General features: G+C 60.7%; 17 protein-coding genes and 2 pseudogenes. 7 read left to right on the forward strand and 12 right to left on the reverse strand.

Translation table 11 applies throughout. The features are described from left to right. Positions 1-134: 134 nt before the first annotated feature. The 12 genes and pseudogenes from EN993_RS16730 to EN993_RS16785 form a co-directional block, all read right to left on the reverse strand. Positions 135-566 (reverse strand): annotated as a pseudogene (locus EN993_RS16730) (IS21 family transposase); the annotation flags it as partial. Between the two features lie 89 nt (positions 567-655). Continuing rightward, a complete protein-coding gene (locus tag EN993_RS16735; protein WP_127264207.1) occupies positions 656-1,702 on the reverse strand; it encodes an FAD-dependent oxidoreductase in 1,047 nt (348 codons plus the stop codon). A 3-nt stretch (positions 1,703-1,705) separates the two neighbouring features. Beyond that, complete coding sequence (locus EN993_RS16740) at positions 1,706-2,881, reverse strand: Xaa-Pro peptidase family protein (RefSeq protein ID WP_127264209.1); 1,176 nt, start codon at positions 2,879-2,881, stop codon at positions 1,706-1,708. A gap of 34 nt (positions 2,882-2,915) precedes the next feature. Then, a complete protein-coding gene (gene argE, locus EN993_RS16745; RefSeq protein WP_127264211.1) occupies positions 2,916-4,082 on the reverse strand; it encodes an acetylornithine deacetylase in 1,167 nt (388 codons plus the stop codon). 463 nt (positions 4,083-4,545) lie between these two features. Beyond that, entirely contained in the window at positions 4,546-5,586 is a 1,041-nt protein-coding gene (locus EN993_RS16750; RefSeq protein ID WP_245468859.1) for a fumarylacetoacetate hydrolase family protein, read from the reverse strand. A 119-nt stretch (positions 5,587-5,705) separates the two neighbouring features. Further along, positions 5,706-6,575: an aldose 1-epimerase gene (locus EN993_RS16755; RefSeq protein WP_127264213.1), complete on the reverse strand. Its 870-nt coding sequence runs from the start codon at positions 6,573-6,575 to the stop codon at positions 5,706-5,708. Positions 6,576-6,591: 16 nt separating this feature from the next. Beyond that, a complete protein-coding gene (locus tag EN993_RS16760) occupies positions 6,592-7,347 on the reverse strand; it encodes an SDR family oxidoreductase (RefSeq protein ID WP_109663286.1) in 756 nt (251 codons plus the stop codon). 16 nt (positions 7,348-7,363) lie between these two features. Beyond that, positions 7,364-8,095, reverse strand: coding sequence for an ATP-binding cassette domain-containing protein (locus EN993_RS16765; RefSeq protein ID WP_109662060.1), 732 nt, complete (start codon positions 8,093-8,095; stop codon positions 7,364-7,366). Positions 8,096-8,098: 3 nt separating this feature from the next. Further along, positions 8,099-9,076, reverse strand: a complete 978-nt coding sequence (locus EN993_RS16770; RefSeq protein WP_109662061.1) for an ABC transporter permease — start codon at positions 9,074-9,076, stop codon at positions 8,099-8,101. Positions 9,077-9,153: 77 nt separating this feature from the next. Further along, positions 9,154-10,131 carry a sugar ABC transporter substrate-binding protein gene (locus EN993_RS16775; RefSeq protein ID WP_109662062.1) on the reverse strand — a complete coding sequence of 326 codons (978 nt, stop codon included), beginning with the start codon at positions 10,129-10,131 and terminating at the stop codon, positions 9,154-9,156. 25 nt (positions 10,132-10,156) lie between these two features. After that, complete coding sequence (locus tag EN993_RS16780; protein ID WP_109662065.1) at positions 10,157-11,359, reverse strand: mandelate racemase/muconate lactonizing enzyme family protein; 1,203 nt, start codon at positions 11,357-11,359, stop codon at positions 10,157-10,159. Beyond that, complete coding sequence (locus EN993_RS16785; protein WP_109662067.1) at positions 11,356-12,078, reverse strand: FadR/GntR family transcriptional regulator; 723 nt, start codon at positions 12,076-12,078, stop codon at positions 11,356-11,358. The genes EN993_RS16780 and EN993_RS16785 overlap by 4 nt, the downstream gene beginning before the upstream one ends. Positions 12,079-12,178: 100 nt before the next feature. On the opposite strand from EN993_RS16785, the gene EN993_RS16790 reads away from it, so the two are divergent. The 7 genes and pseudogenes from EN993_RS16790 to EN993_RS38445 all read left to right on the forward strand — a co-directional run. After that, entirely contained in the window at positions 12,179-13,084 is a 906-nt protein-coding gene (locus tag EN993_RS16790) for an SMP-30/gluconolactonase/LRE family protein (RefSeq protein ID WP_109662069.1), read from the forward strand. A 243-nt stretch (positions 13,085-13,327) separates the two neighbouring features. Continuing rightward, on the forward strand, positions 13,328-14,611 hold the full coding sequence (locus tag EN993_RS16795) for an FAD-dependent oxidoreductase (protein ID WP_127264215.1): 1,284 nt from the start codon (positions 13,328-13,330) through the stop codon (positions 14,609-14,611). Positions 14,612-14,715: 104 nt separating this feature from the next. Next, a complete protein-coding gene (locus EN993_RS16800; protein ID WP_127264217.1) occupies positions 14,716-15,600 on the forward strand; it encodes an ABC transporter permease in 885 nt (294 codons plus the stop codon). Further along, positions 15,597-16,469, forward strand: coding sequence for an ABC transporter permease (locus EN993_RS16805; protein WP_127264219.1), 873 nt, complete (start codon positions 15,597-15,599; stop codon positions 16,467-16,469). Before EN993_RS16800 ends, EN993_RS16805 begins: the two co-directional genes overlap by 4 nt. After that, positions 16,454-17,533 (forward strand): ABC transporter substrate-binding protein, encoded by a 1,080-nt coding sequence (locus tag EN993_RS16810; RefSeq protein WP_127264221.1) that lies wholly within the window; start codon positions 16,454-16,456, stop codon positions 17,531-17,533. Before EN993_RS16805 ends, EN993_RS16810 begins: the two co-directional genes overlap by 16 nt. Before the next feature lie 69 nt (positions 17,534-17,602). Further along, complete coding sequence (locus EN993_RS16815; protein ID WP_109662080.1) at positions 17,603-18,211, forward strand: cupin domain-containing protein; 609 nt, start codon at positions 17,603-17,605, stop codon at positions 18,209-18,211. Beyond that, positions 18,201-18,323, forward strand: a pseudogene (locus tag EN993_RS38445) (ABC transporter ATP-binding protein); the annotation flags it as partial. The gene EN993_RS16815 and the pseudogene EN993_RS38445, both read left to right, overlap by 11 nt.

The following is an 18,323-nucleotide window of genomic DNA, read 5'->3' on the forward strand; positions in this document are numbered from 1 at the left end:
AGGCGAACAATGTTGATAGTCTCGTTCATGGCGTATCGCTCTCCTTGAGAGGTTCTGGCAGGCTTCATCACCCGCCTCGATACGTCGCCCTTCTCAAACCGTCATCACCCAGTTTCAGCCATAGCTCGTTCATTGCCGATGATCGCCCAGTCCTCCGACCAGTCGAACTGGAATGCTTCACCCGGATCGAACGCAAGCGGCACGAATGTCCCGCGCCCTGTCGTTTGCAACTCTCTCTGTAAATCGGCCTTCCACTCCCGAGCGAAAGCGGCAACACGACCATAAGACCCCTCATAGCCAAGGTTCATCAGGTCGGCATGCAACTGCTTCAGGGTGCGCTTCTGCTTGCGGTTCTTTTTGGCTTCTGTCTTCAGCCAGGCCGACAACCGGTCCGCAAACGGATCAAGCTTGCTCGGCCGGTCAGGCACTTTGAACTTCGGTTCCACGCCGCCCAGGCGCAGGTATTTGCGGATGGTATTCCGGGACAGGCCGGTCCTGCGGCCAATCTCCCGGATCGATAGATGCTCTCGTAAATGCCAGCGTCGGATCACGCTCAATAACGCCATGTCGATCACTCCGTAACCCCCGCTGAAAACAAGCAGGGCAAGGTTCAAACATGGGTCAATTCTCGATGGAAATATCCCGTGCTACCGGGTCAGTTCTCAGTGGAAATCAACACGCTGACGACGTGCTTGCTGGAAACTTCGGCTTTGAGGGCTCTGAACCGCTCAAAAGGGGAACGTTCAGAGCCTGCCCAAAGCCGGGGCAGCATCGCCTCCCGCCAGAACGCTTTTCCCAACCGGAAGCGGAGACGCGAGCGCTCTTTCAGCAGCGTTGGAAAGAACTCTGGGAAATAGCGGAATGAGGCTGGAATAATGTCGGCGACTGTATTGGTTTCATGAGCAATTACATACCCACCATCAAGCCGCGGTCTGTGTGCAACCCGGCCCGTTGTCATAGCAGGGACATGCCCAGTCTCGACAGGTGTGGTTCGCAGCAAAGTTTCGGAGACGATCAGCTGGGGAAAGGGAATTCCTATCGACCTCAACAGATGGCGTGACCACAGTCCCCCTGCCAGAACAACCGAGCTGCACCCGATCAATCCTTGTTCCGTGGTGACGCCGCCGATTTTGCCATTGAATGTCTCAAAGCCTCTGACGGCGCACTGGTCTATCAAAATCGCACCAGCGCGCTTGGCGCCTTGCAAGATTGCGCCTGTGGCAAGAGTGGGCTCGGCCCTGCCGTCCGTCTGGCAATATAGACCGCCTGCCTGGACAGTGGATGCGCCAGGCAGCAGCGTGGACAGGGCAGCTCCATCCAAACAGCGCAATCCCATCGGATCCGCCATGTCACCCAGTGACTTAATGCGAGCGTGAAACTGATCAAGTTGATTGGGGGAAGACGCGACCTCAACAATACCTGCGCGGCGGAAGCCAGTTTCGCCTTGGACTCGCGCATTCATGCCGGCCCAAAGGCTCAGGGCCTTTATGGACATTGGCAGTTCACGAATGTCGCGCCCAAGCTGCCGACACCAGCCAAGGTTCAACCCCGATTGCTCGCCCCCAAATCGACCTTTCTCGAACAGCACAACAGGAATACCGCGCTCCGCGAATTCCAGGGCAGCTATCGCCCCGACAATGCCGCCGCCAATAACAACGACTTCAGTGCGCGATGGCAGACCATCGAAGGGATGCCCGATCATCCCTCAAGACTTGATCACAACGTCAGGAGCGAGCTTCGAAAGCCGTGTTGCTCCGCTTGCTCCGATGATTACCGTTTCGCTGATTTCGAGTCCCCAGTCTCCACTCATCAGCGAGGGTATGAGATGGATGACCATGCCTTCCTGCAACAGACGGGTTTCCCCCGGCCGCAAACTGATGGTCTGTTCTCCCCAGGTCGGAGGATATTCGAGGCCTACCGCGTAACCAATTCGGGCATCCTTATCGACGCCTTGCCGGATGGCGACATCCCGCCAGAGGCGCTCCCCCTCCTCTCCGGTCATTCCTGCCTTGAGACCGTCCACCAGGGCGTCAAGGCCCTCGATCATTATGGAAGCGGCCCGCAAGAAGTCTTCAGGGGGCTTTCCCAGGTAGACTGTTCTAGCCAATGGAGCTGAATATCTGTGGCGATTCGCCGAAAATTCCAAACCTGTCGATGTGTTTGCTTCGTAGCGCGCGTCTGACCAGGACGTATGGTAGGTTTTTGAGAATTCTCGACCTGTGGGCATCATCAGCGGATGGGTCGAAAAACCGCCATACTCCTTGGTGCCCTTGGTGAGCGCGTAAAGGATTTCCGCAGCTGCGTCACTGCCGCGAAGACCAACCTGAATGGCCTCGTAAGCTGCGACAATACCCAAGTCGGTCAAAATTCCGGCTTGTCTTATGTACTCGAGTTCCGCCGGCGTCTTGACGGTCCTGACCCAATTCACAACCGAAGACGCGTCCGTGATGGTCGCATTTGGGAGCTCGGCCTGTAGAACCTCGACAGATCGCGGTTGCATGAAAAAGGTTTGCTTCTCCACGCCAATGCGTTTCGAGCCCAGGCCTCGTGAGGTGATCAGAGCCACGACCGCGTCAAATGGGTGCTTGTCTACAGCATCAACAAAACTATCCACGTAGTGGTGAACGTGGTCCTGATCCAGATACGTCAGTTCAAGGGCGCCACCAGTGTCCATGAACCGCCCTAACCAGTGAGGCTGGTCGTCGCTCAAGTCAACGATCACAGCTTGAATATTGCTGTACGAATTGACGTTGTAACCCGTCATGTAATCAATATTTGCCGGATTTGCGACGCATAATACATCTATACCAGCAGAGACCATTTGGCGTTTCACGCGGACAAGACGCTGTACGAATTCAGATTTTTCAAACGCTTTTGGCATGCGAACTCTCCTTGTTTCTGGAGTATAAAGCCGCTCACGCACTTACGAGAGTCTGGACGAGATCCATTAGGATTTGGGTGGACTTTTCGATATCGGCTCGCGTCACGAACTCGTCAGCCAAATGCGCCTGCTCGATCGAACCGGGTCCGCATATGACCGTGGAAAATCCTGCTTTCTGAAACTGACCAGCCTCGGTAACGCTCCCTTTGGCGCGGATAGCGTTGTCGCCTGTAAGTCGACGAAGTAGCGCTTCAGCAGGACTGCCGGAATCCAGATCGAAGGCGGGAATGTGGGCCTGAACCTCTATGTCGATACCGCATCCGGGCGAAATTCTATGCATACCAGGTAGGAGGTCCTCTTCGACGAGGCGTCGGTATGCAGCCAGGTGGTCTAGAGCGTTGTCATGCGGCGCACTGCGGATATCAGTCGTGAACACGCATCTTGAAGGGACAATGTTCGACGCGGTCCCGCCATTGATCAGGCCACAGTGAAACGTCGTAAACGGCGGATCCAGGACATCGCTTGGTGGCGTATTGGCGGCACAGTACGCTTGCCGATCATCGAGCCAGCCAATCAGTTTGGCCGCATAGGAGATTGCATTGACGCCACGATGGTTCAGGCTCGAATGAATAGACTGCCCACGCACGGTCGTGGTGAAGTCCAGACACCCTTTGTGGCTGCTAACGACCCTGTTCTGGGTTGGCTCCCCGACAACCACCGCCAGCGGCGTCGGCAGCGCCCTTGCCATCTCTTCGATCATGCTGGGCGCGCCGAGGCAGCCCAGTTCTTCGTCATAGGAGAATGCGAAATGGACAGGTCGCTTCAAGTTCGCCGCAGCCATGGTTGGAAGCAGGGACAGGGCGCAAGCCAGAAAGCCCTTCATGTCGCAGGTTCCGCGTCCGTAGAGTTTTCCGCTTCTCTCGGTCAGCTTGAAGGGATCACTCGTCCAGCTTTGGCCTTCGGTCGGCACGACATCGGTATGTCCAGAAAGAACAATGCCGCCCTCCACCATCGGGCCGATCGTTGCGTACAAGTTGGAGCGTGTGCCGTCAGGCGAATAGACTCTGTGGCAAACCGCCCCGTGGGTAGCGAGCAAATTTTCCAGGTACGCAATCAGCGCCAGATTCGAACTCCCGGCAATGCTGGGGAAGGCGATGATGTCGGAGAGAAGTTTTATCGCATCGCTGTCATTGGAATGCATGACATGTCCGTAATTCGCAGCGCAACATCACATCGGTGCGAGCGTGCACTGACAGGACGAGCCCTGAAGGCTTCTTTTGATGCCGTTGGACATGGTATCGTGCGTTACAAGTCCACAGACGCGGATTTCGATGCGCCTGTAGCCCTTGGATTGGGACGACCATCTGCCTCCGGCGGGTGGGGGGAGACTAAATCATGCACGCGAGCAATACAGACGGCTCTCCGCATCCTAGGTTTCCAATAGCGCAACTTCGCCCGTGAGCGGGCGCTAGGACCCGCAATGTGGTGGAAGCCCAAACAAGCCTAGCCTAGCAGATACCGGCGGCGATCGCTGGCACGTTCAGCCCTTGGGGCTGCTACCGTGGCAATACGGGAATAGGAGCCGATCGCGGGTGACGCCGCTGTACTTGCTACAATCCATGAGATGGCATTGTCACGGTGCGCTCCCAGTCCGCTTGGTTAGATCAGGCCACCTGCCGCAAGCGTGTGGTAAAGCCGCCGCCGGACTTGGCGCGGTCCTTTGCCGGCACGAACATGGTGCCGAGATAGAGGGCCAGCCCATCCGGATACTGGTGGTGCGAGCCCATGGCGGCGGCAACCAGTTCTTCCGGCGAGCGGCTGATCTCGGCCATCGAGCTTGCGCCCTCCAGCGAAAACCCGTCCTCGCCCTCGACCTTCAGGCGCACGACGGCCCGCTTGACGTCATCGATCGAGAATGTGTCGTCGAACAGGCGGATGAAGGGGCCGAGGGCGGCCGAGGCATTGTTGTCCTTGGCCTTTCCGAGCAGCAGCGCCGAACGCCCTTCGACATCGCGCAGATTGACGTCATTGCCGATAGTGGCGCCGACGATCCTGCCGCTCGAGGCGGCGATCATGGCGATCTCGGGCTCCGGATTGTTCCAGGTCGACACCGGGTGCAGGCCGACATCGGCGCCGAAGCCGACCGAGGCCATCGGCTGGCATTTGGTGAAGATCTCGGCATCGGGGCCGATGCCCACTTCAAGATATTGCGACCAGGCGCCGCGCGCGATGAGCTTGGCCTTGATCTCCATTGCTTCGGGCGAACCGGGCTTCAGCTTCGACAGATCGTGGCCGATCAGTCCGGCAATGTCGGCGCGGATGGCGTCGGCTTTTTCAGCCGAACCGCGCGCCTGTTCCTCGATCACCCGTTCCAGCAGGCTGACGACGAAGGTGACGCCCGAGGCCTTGACCGCCTGCAGGTCGACCGGGGAGAGCAGGTACGGTTTTGCCGGATCGCGCTTGGCCTCAAAACTGTTGGCGGCGATGTCATCGAGCGATCCGATCGGTCTGCCCTTGGCGGATAGCACATGGCCGGCAGGATCCGGCATCTCGCAGATGTCACGCACAGTCGGTGCCGCACGCGACGTGATGTCGAAAACCGTGCCGTCGCGGACCGTGACCACCAGGGGATGGGGCGCGGCCGGTGATCGAGCGCGGCCGAGGAAGACACCATCGTCATCAGGCAGAAAGATCATGTTCGTCACTACTCTCTCGTCATAGGGCAGGATGTTTCAACATTGTGGAGTGCCATGGTCTCTTCTTCAAGTCGGACAGGCCATGTCCCTGCGCCGAAGAACGCCGCCTAGCAACTCTCGATTCGGCGCTACAGTCCATCCCAGCGTAGACGCAAATGCGCGCTTGTCGATCTGCCCTGTTCCAGCGCGGTCAGGCCGCTGCCGTGATGGGCGTCCACGACATGTGAAACCGGTTCGAAACAGAAGAAATCGGCATCTCGTGCCGGCGAATAAAGGACGAAGACGTTCAGCGTCGACGATGCCTCGACCGTGACAATGATGGCGTCATCCGGCTGGGCGATCGACGCACGGCCGTCCCAGCCTTCAAACGCATTGTTGACCCAGGTGTCGGGAAGGGGCACAGCTTGCGAGAAATCCCAGTCCGGGCGGGAGGCGAGCGGCACAACCGCCGTCGGCAGATGGCGTTCGTCCTCCAGCCAGATCCTTGTCGCCGATGCCTGGAGCGAGGTGTGTGGGCTGCGCGGAAACCAGGGATGGAAGCCGAGCCCGTAGGGCAAGCACATGGCGGCGCGGTTCTCGACGGTCAGGGCCGCGGCCAGCGCGCCATCCTCCAGCGCGTAGCGGACACTTGCATGGTAGCGATAGGGCCCGATTGCACCGTTTTCCAAAACCAGCTCCATTTCAGTGCCGGTTCGTCGTGTCAGCCGCCACGGCCTTTGAAAACCGTCGCCATGGAGCGGGAACGGCTCGCCTTCGACATTGGGTTCGATCGCATGGTAGCGCCCTTCGAACTCGAAGCCCCCGCCGGAAATACGGTTCGACCATGGAATCAACAGTTGGGACCCGAACTTCAGCAGGCCCGTCGATGGCTTGATAACAGGCGTGGGCACCCGGCCGGGGCGCAGCGCGTCGTAGCGCAGGATGGCGGCGCCCTGGCGAGGGCTCACCACTAGGCTTGCGCGCCCGTCGGCAAGCTCGACCGCATCACTGTTTGTCATCGACGGAAAGCCACTTCTACCAGCCACCATCGACGCTGATGTTCTGGCCGCTGATCATGTCCGAGGCCGGGGAAACAATGAACAGCACGAGATCGGCGACGTGCCGCGGCTCGATGCGATGCTTCAAGCTCTGGTTGGTCAGAATCCAGTCGTTGTATTCCTGGAGCCGTTCCCCGAAAACGCGCTCCTCCGCCTCGGAAACGACAGCGCCCGGCGACACTGCGTTCACGGTAATGCCGTGCGGTCCCAATTCCCGCGCCAGCGACTTCGTGAGACCCAGCATGGCGCCCTTCGAGGCTACATAAGGCACGTAACCCTCCCAGCGGCCGTTCAGCGTCACCGAACAGAAATTGACGATCCTCCCGTGGCCCTTCTTCTTCATGCCAGGAGCGCAGGCGCGCGCCAGCGCGAAGGCAGCCGAGGAATTCACGCGGATCTGGTCCTCATATTCGGTAAGTGAAAAGTCCTCGAAGGGACGGTTGATGATAAGCGCCGCGTTGTTGATCAAAATGTCGATCGCGCCTTCTTCGTCGGCGAGCGCCCTGACCACCGCTTCGGCTTCGGCCAACTGGTTCAAGTCGCAGCCGATATAGACGATCGCACCCTTGCTTGCCGACGCCAATTCAGCGGCGATCCCAGGTCCTTCGACAGTCTCAGGGCGGTCAAGCAAAAGCACGCGAGCGCCGGCGCGAGCGAGTGCGGCAGCCTGGGCACGGCCGAGCGAACCCAGACCGCCCGTCAGCAGCGCAACTTTGCCGGAAAGGTTCGTCATCACCATTCCCCGCTTCTCAAAGCACGTTGTGGACTTCGTCGATGGAGGTTTCCTCGATGCGCTTGTCGAGCACGACCTCGCCGCGCGCCATCGCGACCACACGATCACAGCAGTCAAAAACGTGGTGCATGTTGTGGCTGATGAAGACGCCGGTGACACCCTGCTCCTTCAAGCCGCGAACAAAGCCGATCACCTTCTGCGTTTCCTTCACCGACAGATGGTTGGTCGGCTCGTCGAGGATCATCACCTTCGACTTGAAGTGCATGGCGCGCGCGATGGCGACGCCCTGCCGCTGGCCCCCTGACAGTTCGCCGACCAGCGCATCGGGCGAGCGCAGATGCAGATCGACATTGGCGATCGCCTTGATGCTTTCGCTGCCCATCTTCTTCTGGTCGAGGATGCCCACGCCGAACACGGAAAACCGCGTCGGTTCCCGCCCGATAAACAGGTTCCTGGCAATCGACATGGTGGGAACCATGGAATTGTATTGGTAGATGGTCTCGATACCGAGGTTCATCGCATCGCGCGGCCTGGCGATCCGCACCAGCTTGCCGTCGACCAGGATTTCGCCCTCATCGGCCGTTTGGACGCCGGACAGAATGTTGATGAGCGTCGATTTGCCGGCACCATTGTCGCCAATCAGCCCGAGCGCCTCGCCCCGCTTGAAGTCGAGGCTCACGCCCTTCAGCGCATGGACGCCCGAGTACCATTTGTGAAGATTGCGGACGGAGATGATCGCGTCGTCCATATCTCAATTCTCCATCTTGATCGCCTTGGCACGCTTGCGCATCCAGGCATTGGCGACGACGGCGAAGATGGTCAGGAAGCCGATCGCGAATTTGAACCAGTTCGCATCGACTTGCGAGAGCACAAGCCCGTTGTCGATAATGCGGATGAGGATCGTGCCGATGATGCCGCCTGCGACCGTACCGATGCCGCCTGCCAGCGAAGCGCCGCCGATGACCGCCGAGGCGACTGCCTGGAGTTCCAGACCCTCGCCGATGGAAGGCAGAGGAGAGCCGAGTCTCAGCACCTGCAACATGCCGGCGAAACCGGACAGCATCGAGCAAAGCATGAAGCATGCGAGTTTCACCCTTGCGGTCGGAATGCCCATCGAGGCGGCAGCGGGATGGAAGCCACCGGTGGCCTTTATCCAGTTGCCGAAATTGGTTCGGGAAAGCATCAGCGACGTCAGCACGGCAATTCCCACAAACCACAGGAACGACATGCGGAACATGTGGCCGGGACCGACAAACGAGGTGAACAGCCAGTTCGGCAGATCAGCGGGAAGCAGCGGTGGAAACCCGCCCGAAACGACGATCGTCAGCGACCGGGCTATGAACAGCATGCCAAGCGTGGTGATGAAGCTCGGAATCTCGAACCGGATCGTCACATAGCCGTTGATGAAGCCGATGACCGCGCAAACGCCAAGGCCGGTCAGCAACGCGAGCGGGAAAGGCACACCCTCGACCATGAGGACGGCCATGGACATCGGCATCAGCGCAAACACCGATCCAACCGACAGGTCGAACTCGCCGCTGATCATCAGGATCGTGACGCCGATGGCGACGAGGCCCGTTTCCGGCAGAATGCCGAGTATGCCACGAAGGTTGTCCTGGTTGAGGAACACGCCGTCCGAGCGGATCTCGAAAATCACCACCAGAAGCACCAGCAGGATCAGTCCAGCCAGTTCCGGTTTTTCCAGATAGGTCTTGAAGAGGCGTTTCAAGGCAGGCTCCAGGAATTGAGGCGAGGGACCACCCGGCGGCGCGGGCGCCGCCGGGTGAACACATGGCGCGTGTGGGCCTAGCGCAGACCTTGCGCGGAAAGCGCCATGATCGCATCAGCCTGGTCCGGGCGTACGATGCCCTGGCCCGTATCGATGTCGGAGGGTGCCAGGCCCACCTTCTTGTTCAGGTAGGCTTCCATCACTGGCATGAAGCCTTGCATGTAGGGCTGCTGGTCCACCAGGGCCTGCACATAGCCCTTCTGCATCTGCTGCAGGACTTCCGGCACCAGATCGAAGCCGCCAAGGAGGACCTTGCCGGGCGCGACACCGCGGTCCTGCAGGGACCGCGCAACGCCCGCGCACCAGAAGCCGGTGTCGAAATAGGCTGTGGTGTCGGGATGCGCGTTGAGATAGGCGCCGACACGATCGGACGTGACCGCAAGGTCCGTTCCGCTGTCGATCCGCTCCCATGAGACCTGGCGGTCGGGATGGGCGGCCTTGTACTCTTCCAGGAACTGCATCACGCCTGCGCCGCGACTTTCCGACCAGTTCTGGCCGGGTGCGGAAATGCCGACCAGAACCTTGATCGGCCCTTCTTTCGGGAAGCTCTCGGAAATCGCCTTGCCGAGCGAATAGCCCGCCGGCTTGAAACCTTGCCCTATGAAGGCCTGCCGGGCATTGCCCTTGGCGCCTTCCGTGTCATCGACATTGACCGCAATCACCAGGACGCCGGCGTCTCGCGCTTCCTTGATGACGTCGTCGAACGCCTTGTTGTCGACGATCGAGGTCAGCAAGGCATCCGGCTTGGCGGCAAGTGCTGCGCGCATGTTGGCGAGCTGCTGCTCGACCGAACCCTCGGTCTGCGTGAAGATCATGTTGCACTTGGCTTCGACCTTGCCGCAGGCATCGTCATAGCCCTTCTTCACCGCCTGCCAGAAGGTGTTCGAGGCCGACGAATGGTGCGTAAAGACGATGTTGAGCCCATCAGCGCTGGCGATGGAAGGCCCGGCGAACAGTGTCGTAGCGAGCAAAAGCGTTGCAGTCAGTCGTTTCATTACTATTCCTCCCGTTGAGTGTACTTCAGATGTCCGCCTTGTCGGAGACGCGGCGATGGACGGTGTAGGCCCGACCGAGGTCGGGATTGAGTTCCAGCCCGAGGCCCGGGCCGGGCGGCACGGTGATCATGCCGTCCTTGACTTCAGGCAGCGCGGTCACAAGGTCGCGATACCAGGTCCGGTAGAATGCCCTCACACTCTCCTGTACGAGTGCGTTGGGCGCGTTGAGAGACAAATGTGTGGACGCCGCCAGAACCACGGGCCCGGTGCAGTCGTGCGGGGCGACCGGCAGGTGCCAGGCCTCCGCCATCGCGGCGATCTTGCGTGCTTCCGAAAGTCCGCCGCACCAGGAAATGTCCAACATCACGATGCCTGCAGCGCCGGTCTCCAGCAGATCCCGGAATGCCCAGCGACTGCCCAAGGTTTCTGACGCCGAGATCGGCGCCGGGCTCGCTGCCTCATAGCGCTTGAGATCGCCGAGGCTGTCCATGCGGATCGGATCCTCGTGCCAGTATGTGCCATAAGGTGCGAGCGCCTTTGCGATCTTGATCGCGGGCAGGAGCTGCCACATCGAATGGAACTCGACCATGATGTCGATCCTGTCGCCGACCGCCCTGCGGATCTTCTCGAAAGGCTGCAACGCAGCCTTGAGGTCGGCGGCGCTGATATCCTGCCCCCTGCTTTTCTCGGCGGCATGGTCGAAGGGCCAGATCTTCATGGCCGTGATACCGTCTTCAAGGAGCTCCGCCGCCAATTCGTCGGCGCGGTGGAGAAACCCGTTCAGGTCGTCGTAGCCTTGCTTTGTGCCGAGACCATAGTTTGCGGTGGTCTGTCCCTTGCCGTCCTTGATGTATTCGGTGCCGGCGCAAGTGTTGTAGGTGCGGATGGACTGCCGTGAAAAGCCTCCAAGAAGCTGCGCTATCGGCTGGTTTGTCGCCTTGCCGAAAATGTCCCAGAGCGCGATGTCGAAGGCGGAATTGCCGCGAACCTCGACGCCACTCGAGCGGAAACCGAGATAGCCAACCAGATCCGCGGAAAGCAGATCGATCTGCAGGGGATCGCGGCCGATGACGCGTGGCGCAACATATTCGTGCAGGTATTCCGCGACCGTGCGCGCCATGAAGAATGTTTCGCCAAGGCCGGTGATGCCTTCGTCGGTGTGCACCTCGACCCAGAGCAGATTGGGTCGCTCTTCGATGCGAATGGTCTCGATCGCGCGGATTTTCATGCGATCCCCGCGTCGGTCAGCGCCTTGACGCTTTTGTCGAAATGCGCGGCCATGTGTTCGGCGGCAAGTTGCGGATTTCCCGCGATGATCGCCCGGGCAATATCTGCGTGCCCCTCGATCATCTTGATCTGATCTTCCACGGAGGCGCGTGTACGCCAGCCGATCACCCAGGTGCGTCGCGTGACCCCGCTGAAGGCGGTGATGATCAACGAGAACACCGGGTTGTGAGAGGCCCGCGCGATCGCCTCATGGAATGCGATGTCGTGCTCCATGACGATCTCGGGCGCATGATAGTTCTCGCGCATCAGTCGCGCGTATTCTTGTATTTCAGCCGCCTCGGCATCACTCCGCCGGAGTGCGGCGAGCGCCACCGTGCGCATTTCGATGGTGCGGCGAACATCATAAACCTGGTGGACGCTGATCTGTTCGGTGGTGACGCCGTGCTCGATCACCATCGACATGGCACCGATGTCGAGCTTGGCGACGCTGGCGCGCCGACCGGCGCTCATATCGATGAGGCGCATCGCCGACAGCGATCGAAACGCCTCCCGCACCACTGTCCGCGAGACGCTGAGCCTGCGGGTCATATCGGCTTCGCTGGGCAAGAGGTCGCCAGGGCCGAGGCCTTCAACGCGGATGTATTGGGTGATGGCCTGGATAGCGGCGCTGACCAGCCCGGGATTGGTCTCGTCCGGCATCATGCTACGATTGGCCACCATTTGCCCTCAACCTGTATGACATGTTTTCTTGAAATGCCTATATCTTTGTGAAATGCTGTCTGTCAAGTGAAGTCAATAAGCGCGACAAACGAGGCAATTCATGGATAGCGGAGAGATGCAGGCGATTTTCGTGTTCGATGCCCGGGATGTCGTCGGCGAGAGCCTGATCTGGGACGAAAACAGGAAAACACTGATCTGGGTGGATATTATCGGGCGGCGTATCCACCAGCTCGATCCGGACACTCTCGATCACCGGAGCTGGCAAGCACCGGACCTCGCAACCTCGATCGGCCTGTGCCGGAACGGTGGCGCAATCGTCGGGCTGCGAAAAGATGTGGCGCTGTGGGATTTCGGGGAAACCTTCAGGACCATCGCGACGATCGAACCGGATAGCCCGGACACACGGTTGAATGAGGGCGTGGTCGCCCCAGACGGCTCATTGTGGGTCGGAACCATGGAAAACAATATCGGCCCGGACGATCTTCCGCGCGATATCTCGCGAGATGCGGGGCAGATCTATCGCGTCGACACGACCGGCATTGTGGAGGCGCTCAGCGCCGATCGTTTCGGCATCACCAACACCATGATCTGGACGGCGGATGATACTTTCATCACGGCGGATACGACGAAGAACCAGATATTCCGCTATCGCTGGGATAGGGTGCAATCGCGAATAACCGACAGGCGACTTTTCTTCTCGGGTTTTCCGCGCGGTCTGCCAGATGGGTCGTGCATGGATGCGGAGGGCTATGTCTGGAATTGCCGCGTTGCGGGCGGCGGCTGCCTCGTCCGCATTTCTCCGGGTGGAGTTCTCGACAAGGTCGTGGACCTGCCCTGCAGCTGGCCTACGAGTTGCGCTTTTGGTGGCGAGAATTTCGATACTCTCTTCGTCACGTCGGCGCGATTTACCATGAGCAGGGGACACTTGCAGGCAAATCCGCAAGAGGGCGGATTGTTCGCGGTGCGGACAGGCGTTCGGGGCATGCCGACCAACCGGTTCGGATGAGATAGCTCTACCCAACTATCCCAAGACGGCAACTTGCCGGATCCTGCGGCGGCAATCTCCACAATTCCGGGCAAGGACTCGCGCGTCCATACGGCAGGAGGAGCGTTGTTTTATCCGACGCTACTCGCTGTGCCGGGAAACCCCCTCGGGCTCCGATCTGTGAGCCGCCGGATCAAAACCCACTTTCAAAATAGTGAAATCACATCTAGGATTTTCATTTTGCCAATGAATCCTAGGTGACCCTTGCCCGCACCATTCTCCGATCCGATCTGGCACAAGCCGCAGGCGACTTCCAAGTTTCAATCGCTTTTTCCTAGCGGCGAAAAGGCCGATGTCGTCATTGTCGGCGGCGGCATTATGGGCCTGTCGACGGCTTTGCATGCCGCCGGGCTTGGCATGTCGGTGCAGGTGCTGGAGGCTGGCGAGATCGGCCAGGGCGCATCGGGCCTCAATGGCGGCCAGGTCATTCCCGGCCTGAAATATGATCCGGAATGGCTGCTGGAGCATTTTGGTCCGGAGCGCGGCGAGGCGCTCGTCAATTTCGCGGCGTCGACGGCCGATGCGGTGTTCGAACTGATCCGCGACGAGAAGCTGGCGGTGCCGTTCGTTCGCAATGGCTGGATCCAGGCGGCGCACACCGAGGTTGCGCTGAAGGCGGGGGCGAACCGCGACCGGCAATGGCGGGCGCGCGGCGCCGATGTTCAGCTTCTGAGCGCGGCGGAGATCGCAGCCAAGACCAGTGCACAGGGCTATCTCGGCGGCTGGCTCGACCGCCGCGCCGGTGTCATCGATCCGCTCGCTTACACGTCGGAACTCGCCCGTGTCGCGGCCGCGGCTGGGGTGAGGATAGCCGAGCGCCAAAAAGTCGTGCGGCTCACCAATGCCGCCGGCATTTGGCGAATTTCGACCGAAAACGGCCCGGAATTGCAGGCAGAGGCAGTCGTGCTGGCGACCAATGCCTATACGGATGGTCTGATCCCCGGTCTCGCCCAGACGATCGTGCCGCTGCATTCCTTTCAGATCGCCACGGAGCCGCTGTCGCCCAATCTGGCGGCCACGATCCTGCCGGAAGGGCAGGCGGTGTCGGATTCCCGTCGCATCCTCGTCTACTACCGCAAGAGCGCCGACGGCCGGCTGGTGCTTGGCGGACGGGGCCGCATGGCGCTGCCGACGAGCGCTGGCGACTGGGCGCATCTCGAGCGTGCACTGGTACGGCTCTATCCCATGCTGTCCGGCGTCCCCATCGAGAGGCGCTGGTTCGGCCGGGTGGCGATGACGCCGGACCACCTGCCGCACATCCATGAGCCCGAGCAGGGCCTGCTCGCCGTGGTCGGTTGCCAGGGCCGTGGTGTCGGCCTGATGACCGCGCTTGGCGAGCGCATCGCCGGCTATCTCCAAAGTGGCGACGCCAGGCAATTGCCCTTCCCGATCTCGCCGATCCGGCCGATCCCGTTTCACGCCTTCCGCCAGGTCGGCGTCGCCGCGACCATCGCCTGGTATCGCCTGCTCGATGCGCTGGAGCGCTGACCACGGCAATTCATCTCCATGGGATTCCGTTAGGGGATTCTGCTTGACAGTTTCATGAATATGAAAAACTCTAGGCTAATTTCAAATTTCCGATAGGCAGGTCGATGTCGACCCTAGTTGCAACATCAGCGCCAGAGGCCCGGTCTTCTCAGGGCTTCCGGGTCGCCATGCTGCTGCCGGGCGCTCTGGTCACTTTCCTGCTGATCCTGTTTGCCCTTGGTCTCGTGCTTTTGCTCGCCTTCCGCACCAATGACGGTTCGCTGCTCGGCGCCGGTTTCACCGTGGCGAATTTTGTCACGGTCGTGTCCGATCCGCTGTACTGGACGGTGACGCTGCGCTCGCTGGTCATTGCCGCCTTGGTCACGCTGGCGACCGTCGTTACTGCCTATCCCGTCGCCTACTACCTTGCCTTCCACGCCGGCCGGCGGCGCGGGCTATTGCTGTTCCTGGTGACGCTGCCGTTCTGGACCAGCTATCTCCTGCGCGTTTTCGCCTGGAAGATCGTGCTCGCCTACAATGGCGTGCTGAACTCGGCGCTGATCGAAAGCGGCATCTGGTCCGAGCCGACATTGGCTTTTCTCAACACGCCGGCCGCCGTTGTCGTCACGCTGGCGCACGCCTACGCGCCGTTTGCCATCCTGCCGATCTATGTGGCGCTGGACACCATACCGAAATCGCTGGTCGAGGCCGCTTCCGATCTTGGCGCGCGGCCATTCACCTCTTTCCGCCGTGTCGTGCTGCCCAATTCGATGCCGGGCGTGCTGGCGGCAGCCCTCGTCGTCTTCGTGCCGACGGTCGGCGATTATGTCACGCCGGCTCTCGTCGGCGGTCCGGCCAGCACTATGATCGGCACACTGATCCAGGCTGAGTTCGGCAAGGCCAATGACTGGCCGTTTGGCGCAGCACTCTCCGTCGCCGTTATGCTGGTCATCCTGTGCGTGGTGCTGGTCGCGCGCTTCGCCGACCGCAGATTCGGCAGCCGCACATGAGCGAGGGGCGGCACACACAGCGAGGCGGCGGCTGGCTTGGCGCTTACGTCATTGCCTATCTGGTCTTTCTCTATCTGCCGGTCCTGCTGATCCCGCTGTTTTCCTTCAACAACTCGATCCAGGCAGCGTTTCCGCTGCAAGGCTTTACCGTGCAATGGTACGCGACTTTGTTCGGCAATTCGGCGCTGACCAATGCGCTCTTGAACAGCCTCGTCATCGGCGCCATTGCCGCCACAGGTGCTACGCTCTGCGGCATCACCGTGTCCTACATGGACCTCTATGGCCGCTCGCCGCTGGCCGCCACCATCAGCGCCATCGCCCGGCTGCCGATCCTGATCCCAGGTGTCATCGTCGGCATATCGTTGCTGATCCTCATCAACCTCATCGGTCTCGGGCCATCGCGCATTGCCATCGTTCTTGGCCACATATTGGTCGCGCTGCCGACGACCGTGGTGATCATGCGCAGCCGCTTCGCCGCCATCCCGAAGACCATTCGCGAGGCGGCTCTCGATCTCGGTGCCTCCGACTGGACGACCTTCCGGCGGGTCATGCTGCCGCTCAGCCTGCCGGCCATCGTTTCGGCCTTCATGCTGGCCTTCCTGATCTCCTTCGACGAATTCATCGTCGTCTTCTTCCTGGCCGGCACCGAGCCGACGCTGCCGCTCTACATCTGGAGCCAGCTGCGTTTTCCAAAGTCGCTGCCGACGGTCATGGCGCTGGGCACGTCGATCCTGGCGGTGTCCTTTGTCATCGCCGCAGCAGCCGAAATCCTGCGCCATCGCGGCCTGTCCGCCACGGCGCCAAGACCCGCGAATCCATCACAACCAAAACAAACCAAGAGAGGAGAACTGCAATGGCATTCGACCTGAAATCTGGCGACCTGATATCCGGAAAAGTGGCCCGGGCCGGACTGGCCGCCCTGGCATTGGCGCTGTCGTCGACCGTCGCTTTCGCCGGCGACAAGCTGCAGTATTTCACCTGGTCGGGCTATGAACTGCCCGATTTCAACAAGAGCTTCCTCGCCGCGCACCCCGATGGCGTCGAGGCCTCGATCTTCGGCGACGACGATGACGCCTTCACCAAGGTCAAGGCCGGCTTCCGCCCCGACATTGCGCATCCCTGCTATGACAAGGTGGCGCGCTGGAACAAGGAAGGCCTGCTGCAGCCGATCGACACCAAGCGCATCAAGAACTGGGATTCGATCTTCCCTGTGTTCAAGAACCTGCCCGACCTGCAGGCCGGCGACGGCAAGGTCTGGATGGTACCGTGGGACTGGGGCAACACCTCGATCCTCTACCGCACCGATCTGGTGAAGAACCCGGAAGCGAGCTGGAACCTTCTGTGGGACAAGCAGTATGCAGGCCGCATGGCGACCATCGACGCGGTGCATGACACGCCGATCGTTGCCGCGCTTCTGGCCGGCGTAAATCCGTTCGACATGACGCCCGCCGAGATGGACAAGGTGGCCGAGAAGCTGCGCGAGCAGCGCCCGCTGCTCTCCAACTACACCACCGACATGACCTCCGTCGAACAGGCGCTGGCCAGCGGCCAATTGGTCGCCGCCATGACCTGGAACGCGTCCGCCACCTCGCTGAAGAAGCAGGGAGTGCCGGTCGAGTTCATGAAGCCGAAGGAAGGCATGCTGACCTGGGCCTGCGGCTTCGTCATGCTCAAGGACGCCAAGAACGTCGATCTCGCCTATGACTTCATCAACAGCCGCCTGGACGCCGACTCCGGCAAATACCTGATCGAGGCCTATGGCTATGGCAGCTCGCTGAGTTCCGCCTTTGCCACCGTGCCGAAGGAAGAGCTGGAGAAATTGCAGCTGCCGTCCGACCCGGAAGTGATGCTGAAGACCACCATCTTCACCGGCCCGATGAAACAGAATGACGACCTCGCCAAGATGTTCGAAAAGGTCAAGGCAGGCGGCTGAACCTTAGAGCACCGCGCGGCGTTAGCCGCGTGGTGTCACCCGAGACACTGCAAACGAGGTCGGGAATTGATGGACATGCTGGACGAGGCGGCTGAGAAGCCGAAAGACGATGCCGACATTCGCGTCGGCCGGCGCGTGCGGGCGCTGCGGCTGGAGCGCAATCTGTCGCTGGCCGATCTTGCCGCAAAAGCTGGCGTGTCGATCGGGGCACTGAGCCAGATCGAGCGCGGCATGTCCTCGCTGCGCGTCAAGGTGATCTGGCCGCTCGCCGCCGCCCTCGACATCGAGCCGTCGGCGCTGATCGCCGACGGCAACGATGCGGCCAACGATCTCTATTGCGTGCGTGCCGACAAGCGGCGGCAAATCCCGGTGAAATCGGAAGGCATTGCCAAGGCGCTGCTGTCGCCGCCGGGCGCGACGCTGACCGGCATGCTGGTGACGGTGGAAGCCCGCGGCGGCACCGCCGAGGCCTATGCGCATGCCGGCCATGAATTCGGCTTCGTGCTGGCCGGCGAGGTCGAACTGGTGGTGGATTCGACAAAATATGTGCTGAAGGCCGGCGACAGTTTTGCGTTCAAGAGCACGCTTTTGCATGCCTTCCGCAATCCGGGCGCAGAGCGCTGCCAGATCCTCTGGGTCAACACTACGAAGCCGTCCGAGGTTCGCGATGGCGCCTGATTCCCTTGTGCGGCTGCAGGCGGTGTCGAAGATTTTTCCCGGCGGCATCGTCGGGCTCGACGCTGTCGATCTCGACATTATCAGCGGTGAATTCATCACGCTGCTCGGGCCC

The sequence above is a fragment of the Mesorhizobium sp. M7D.F.Ca.US.004.01.2.1 genome, from assembly GCF_003997785.1.
GTDB lineage: Bacteria > Pseudomonadota > Alphaproteobacteria > Rhizobiales > Rhizobiaceae > Mesorhizobium > Mesorhizobium loti.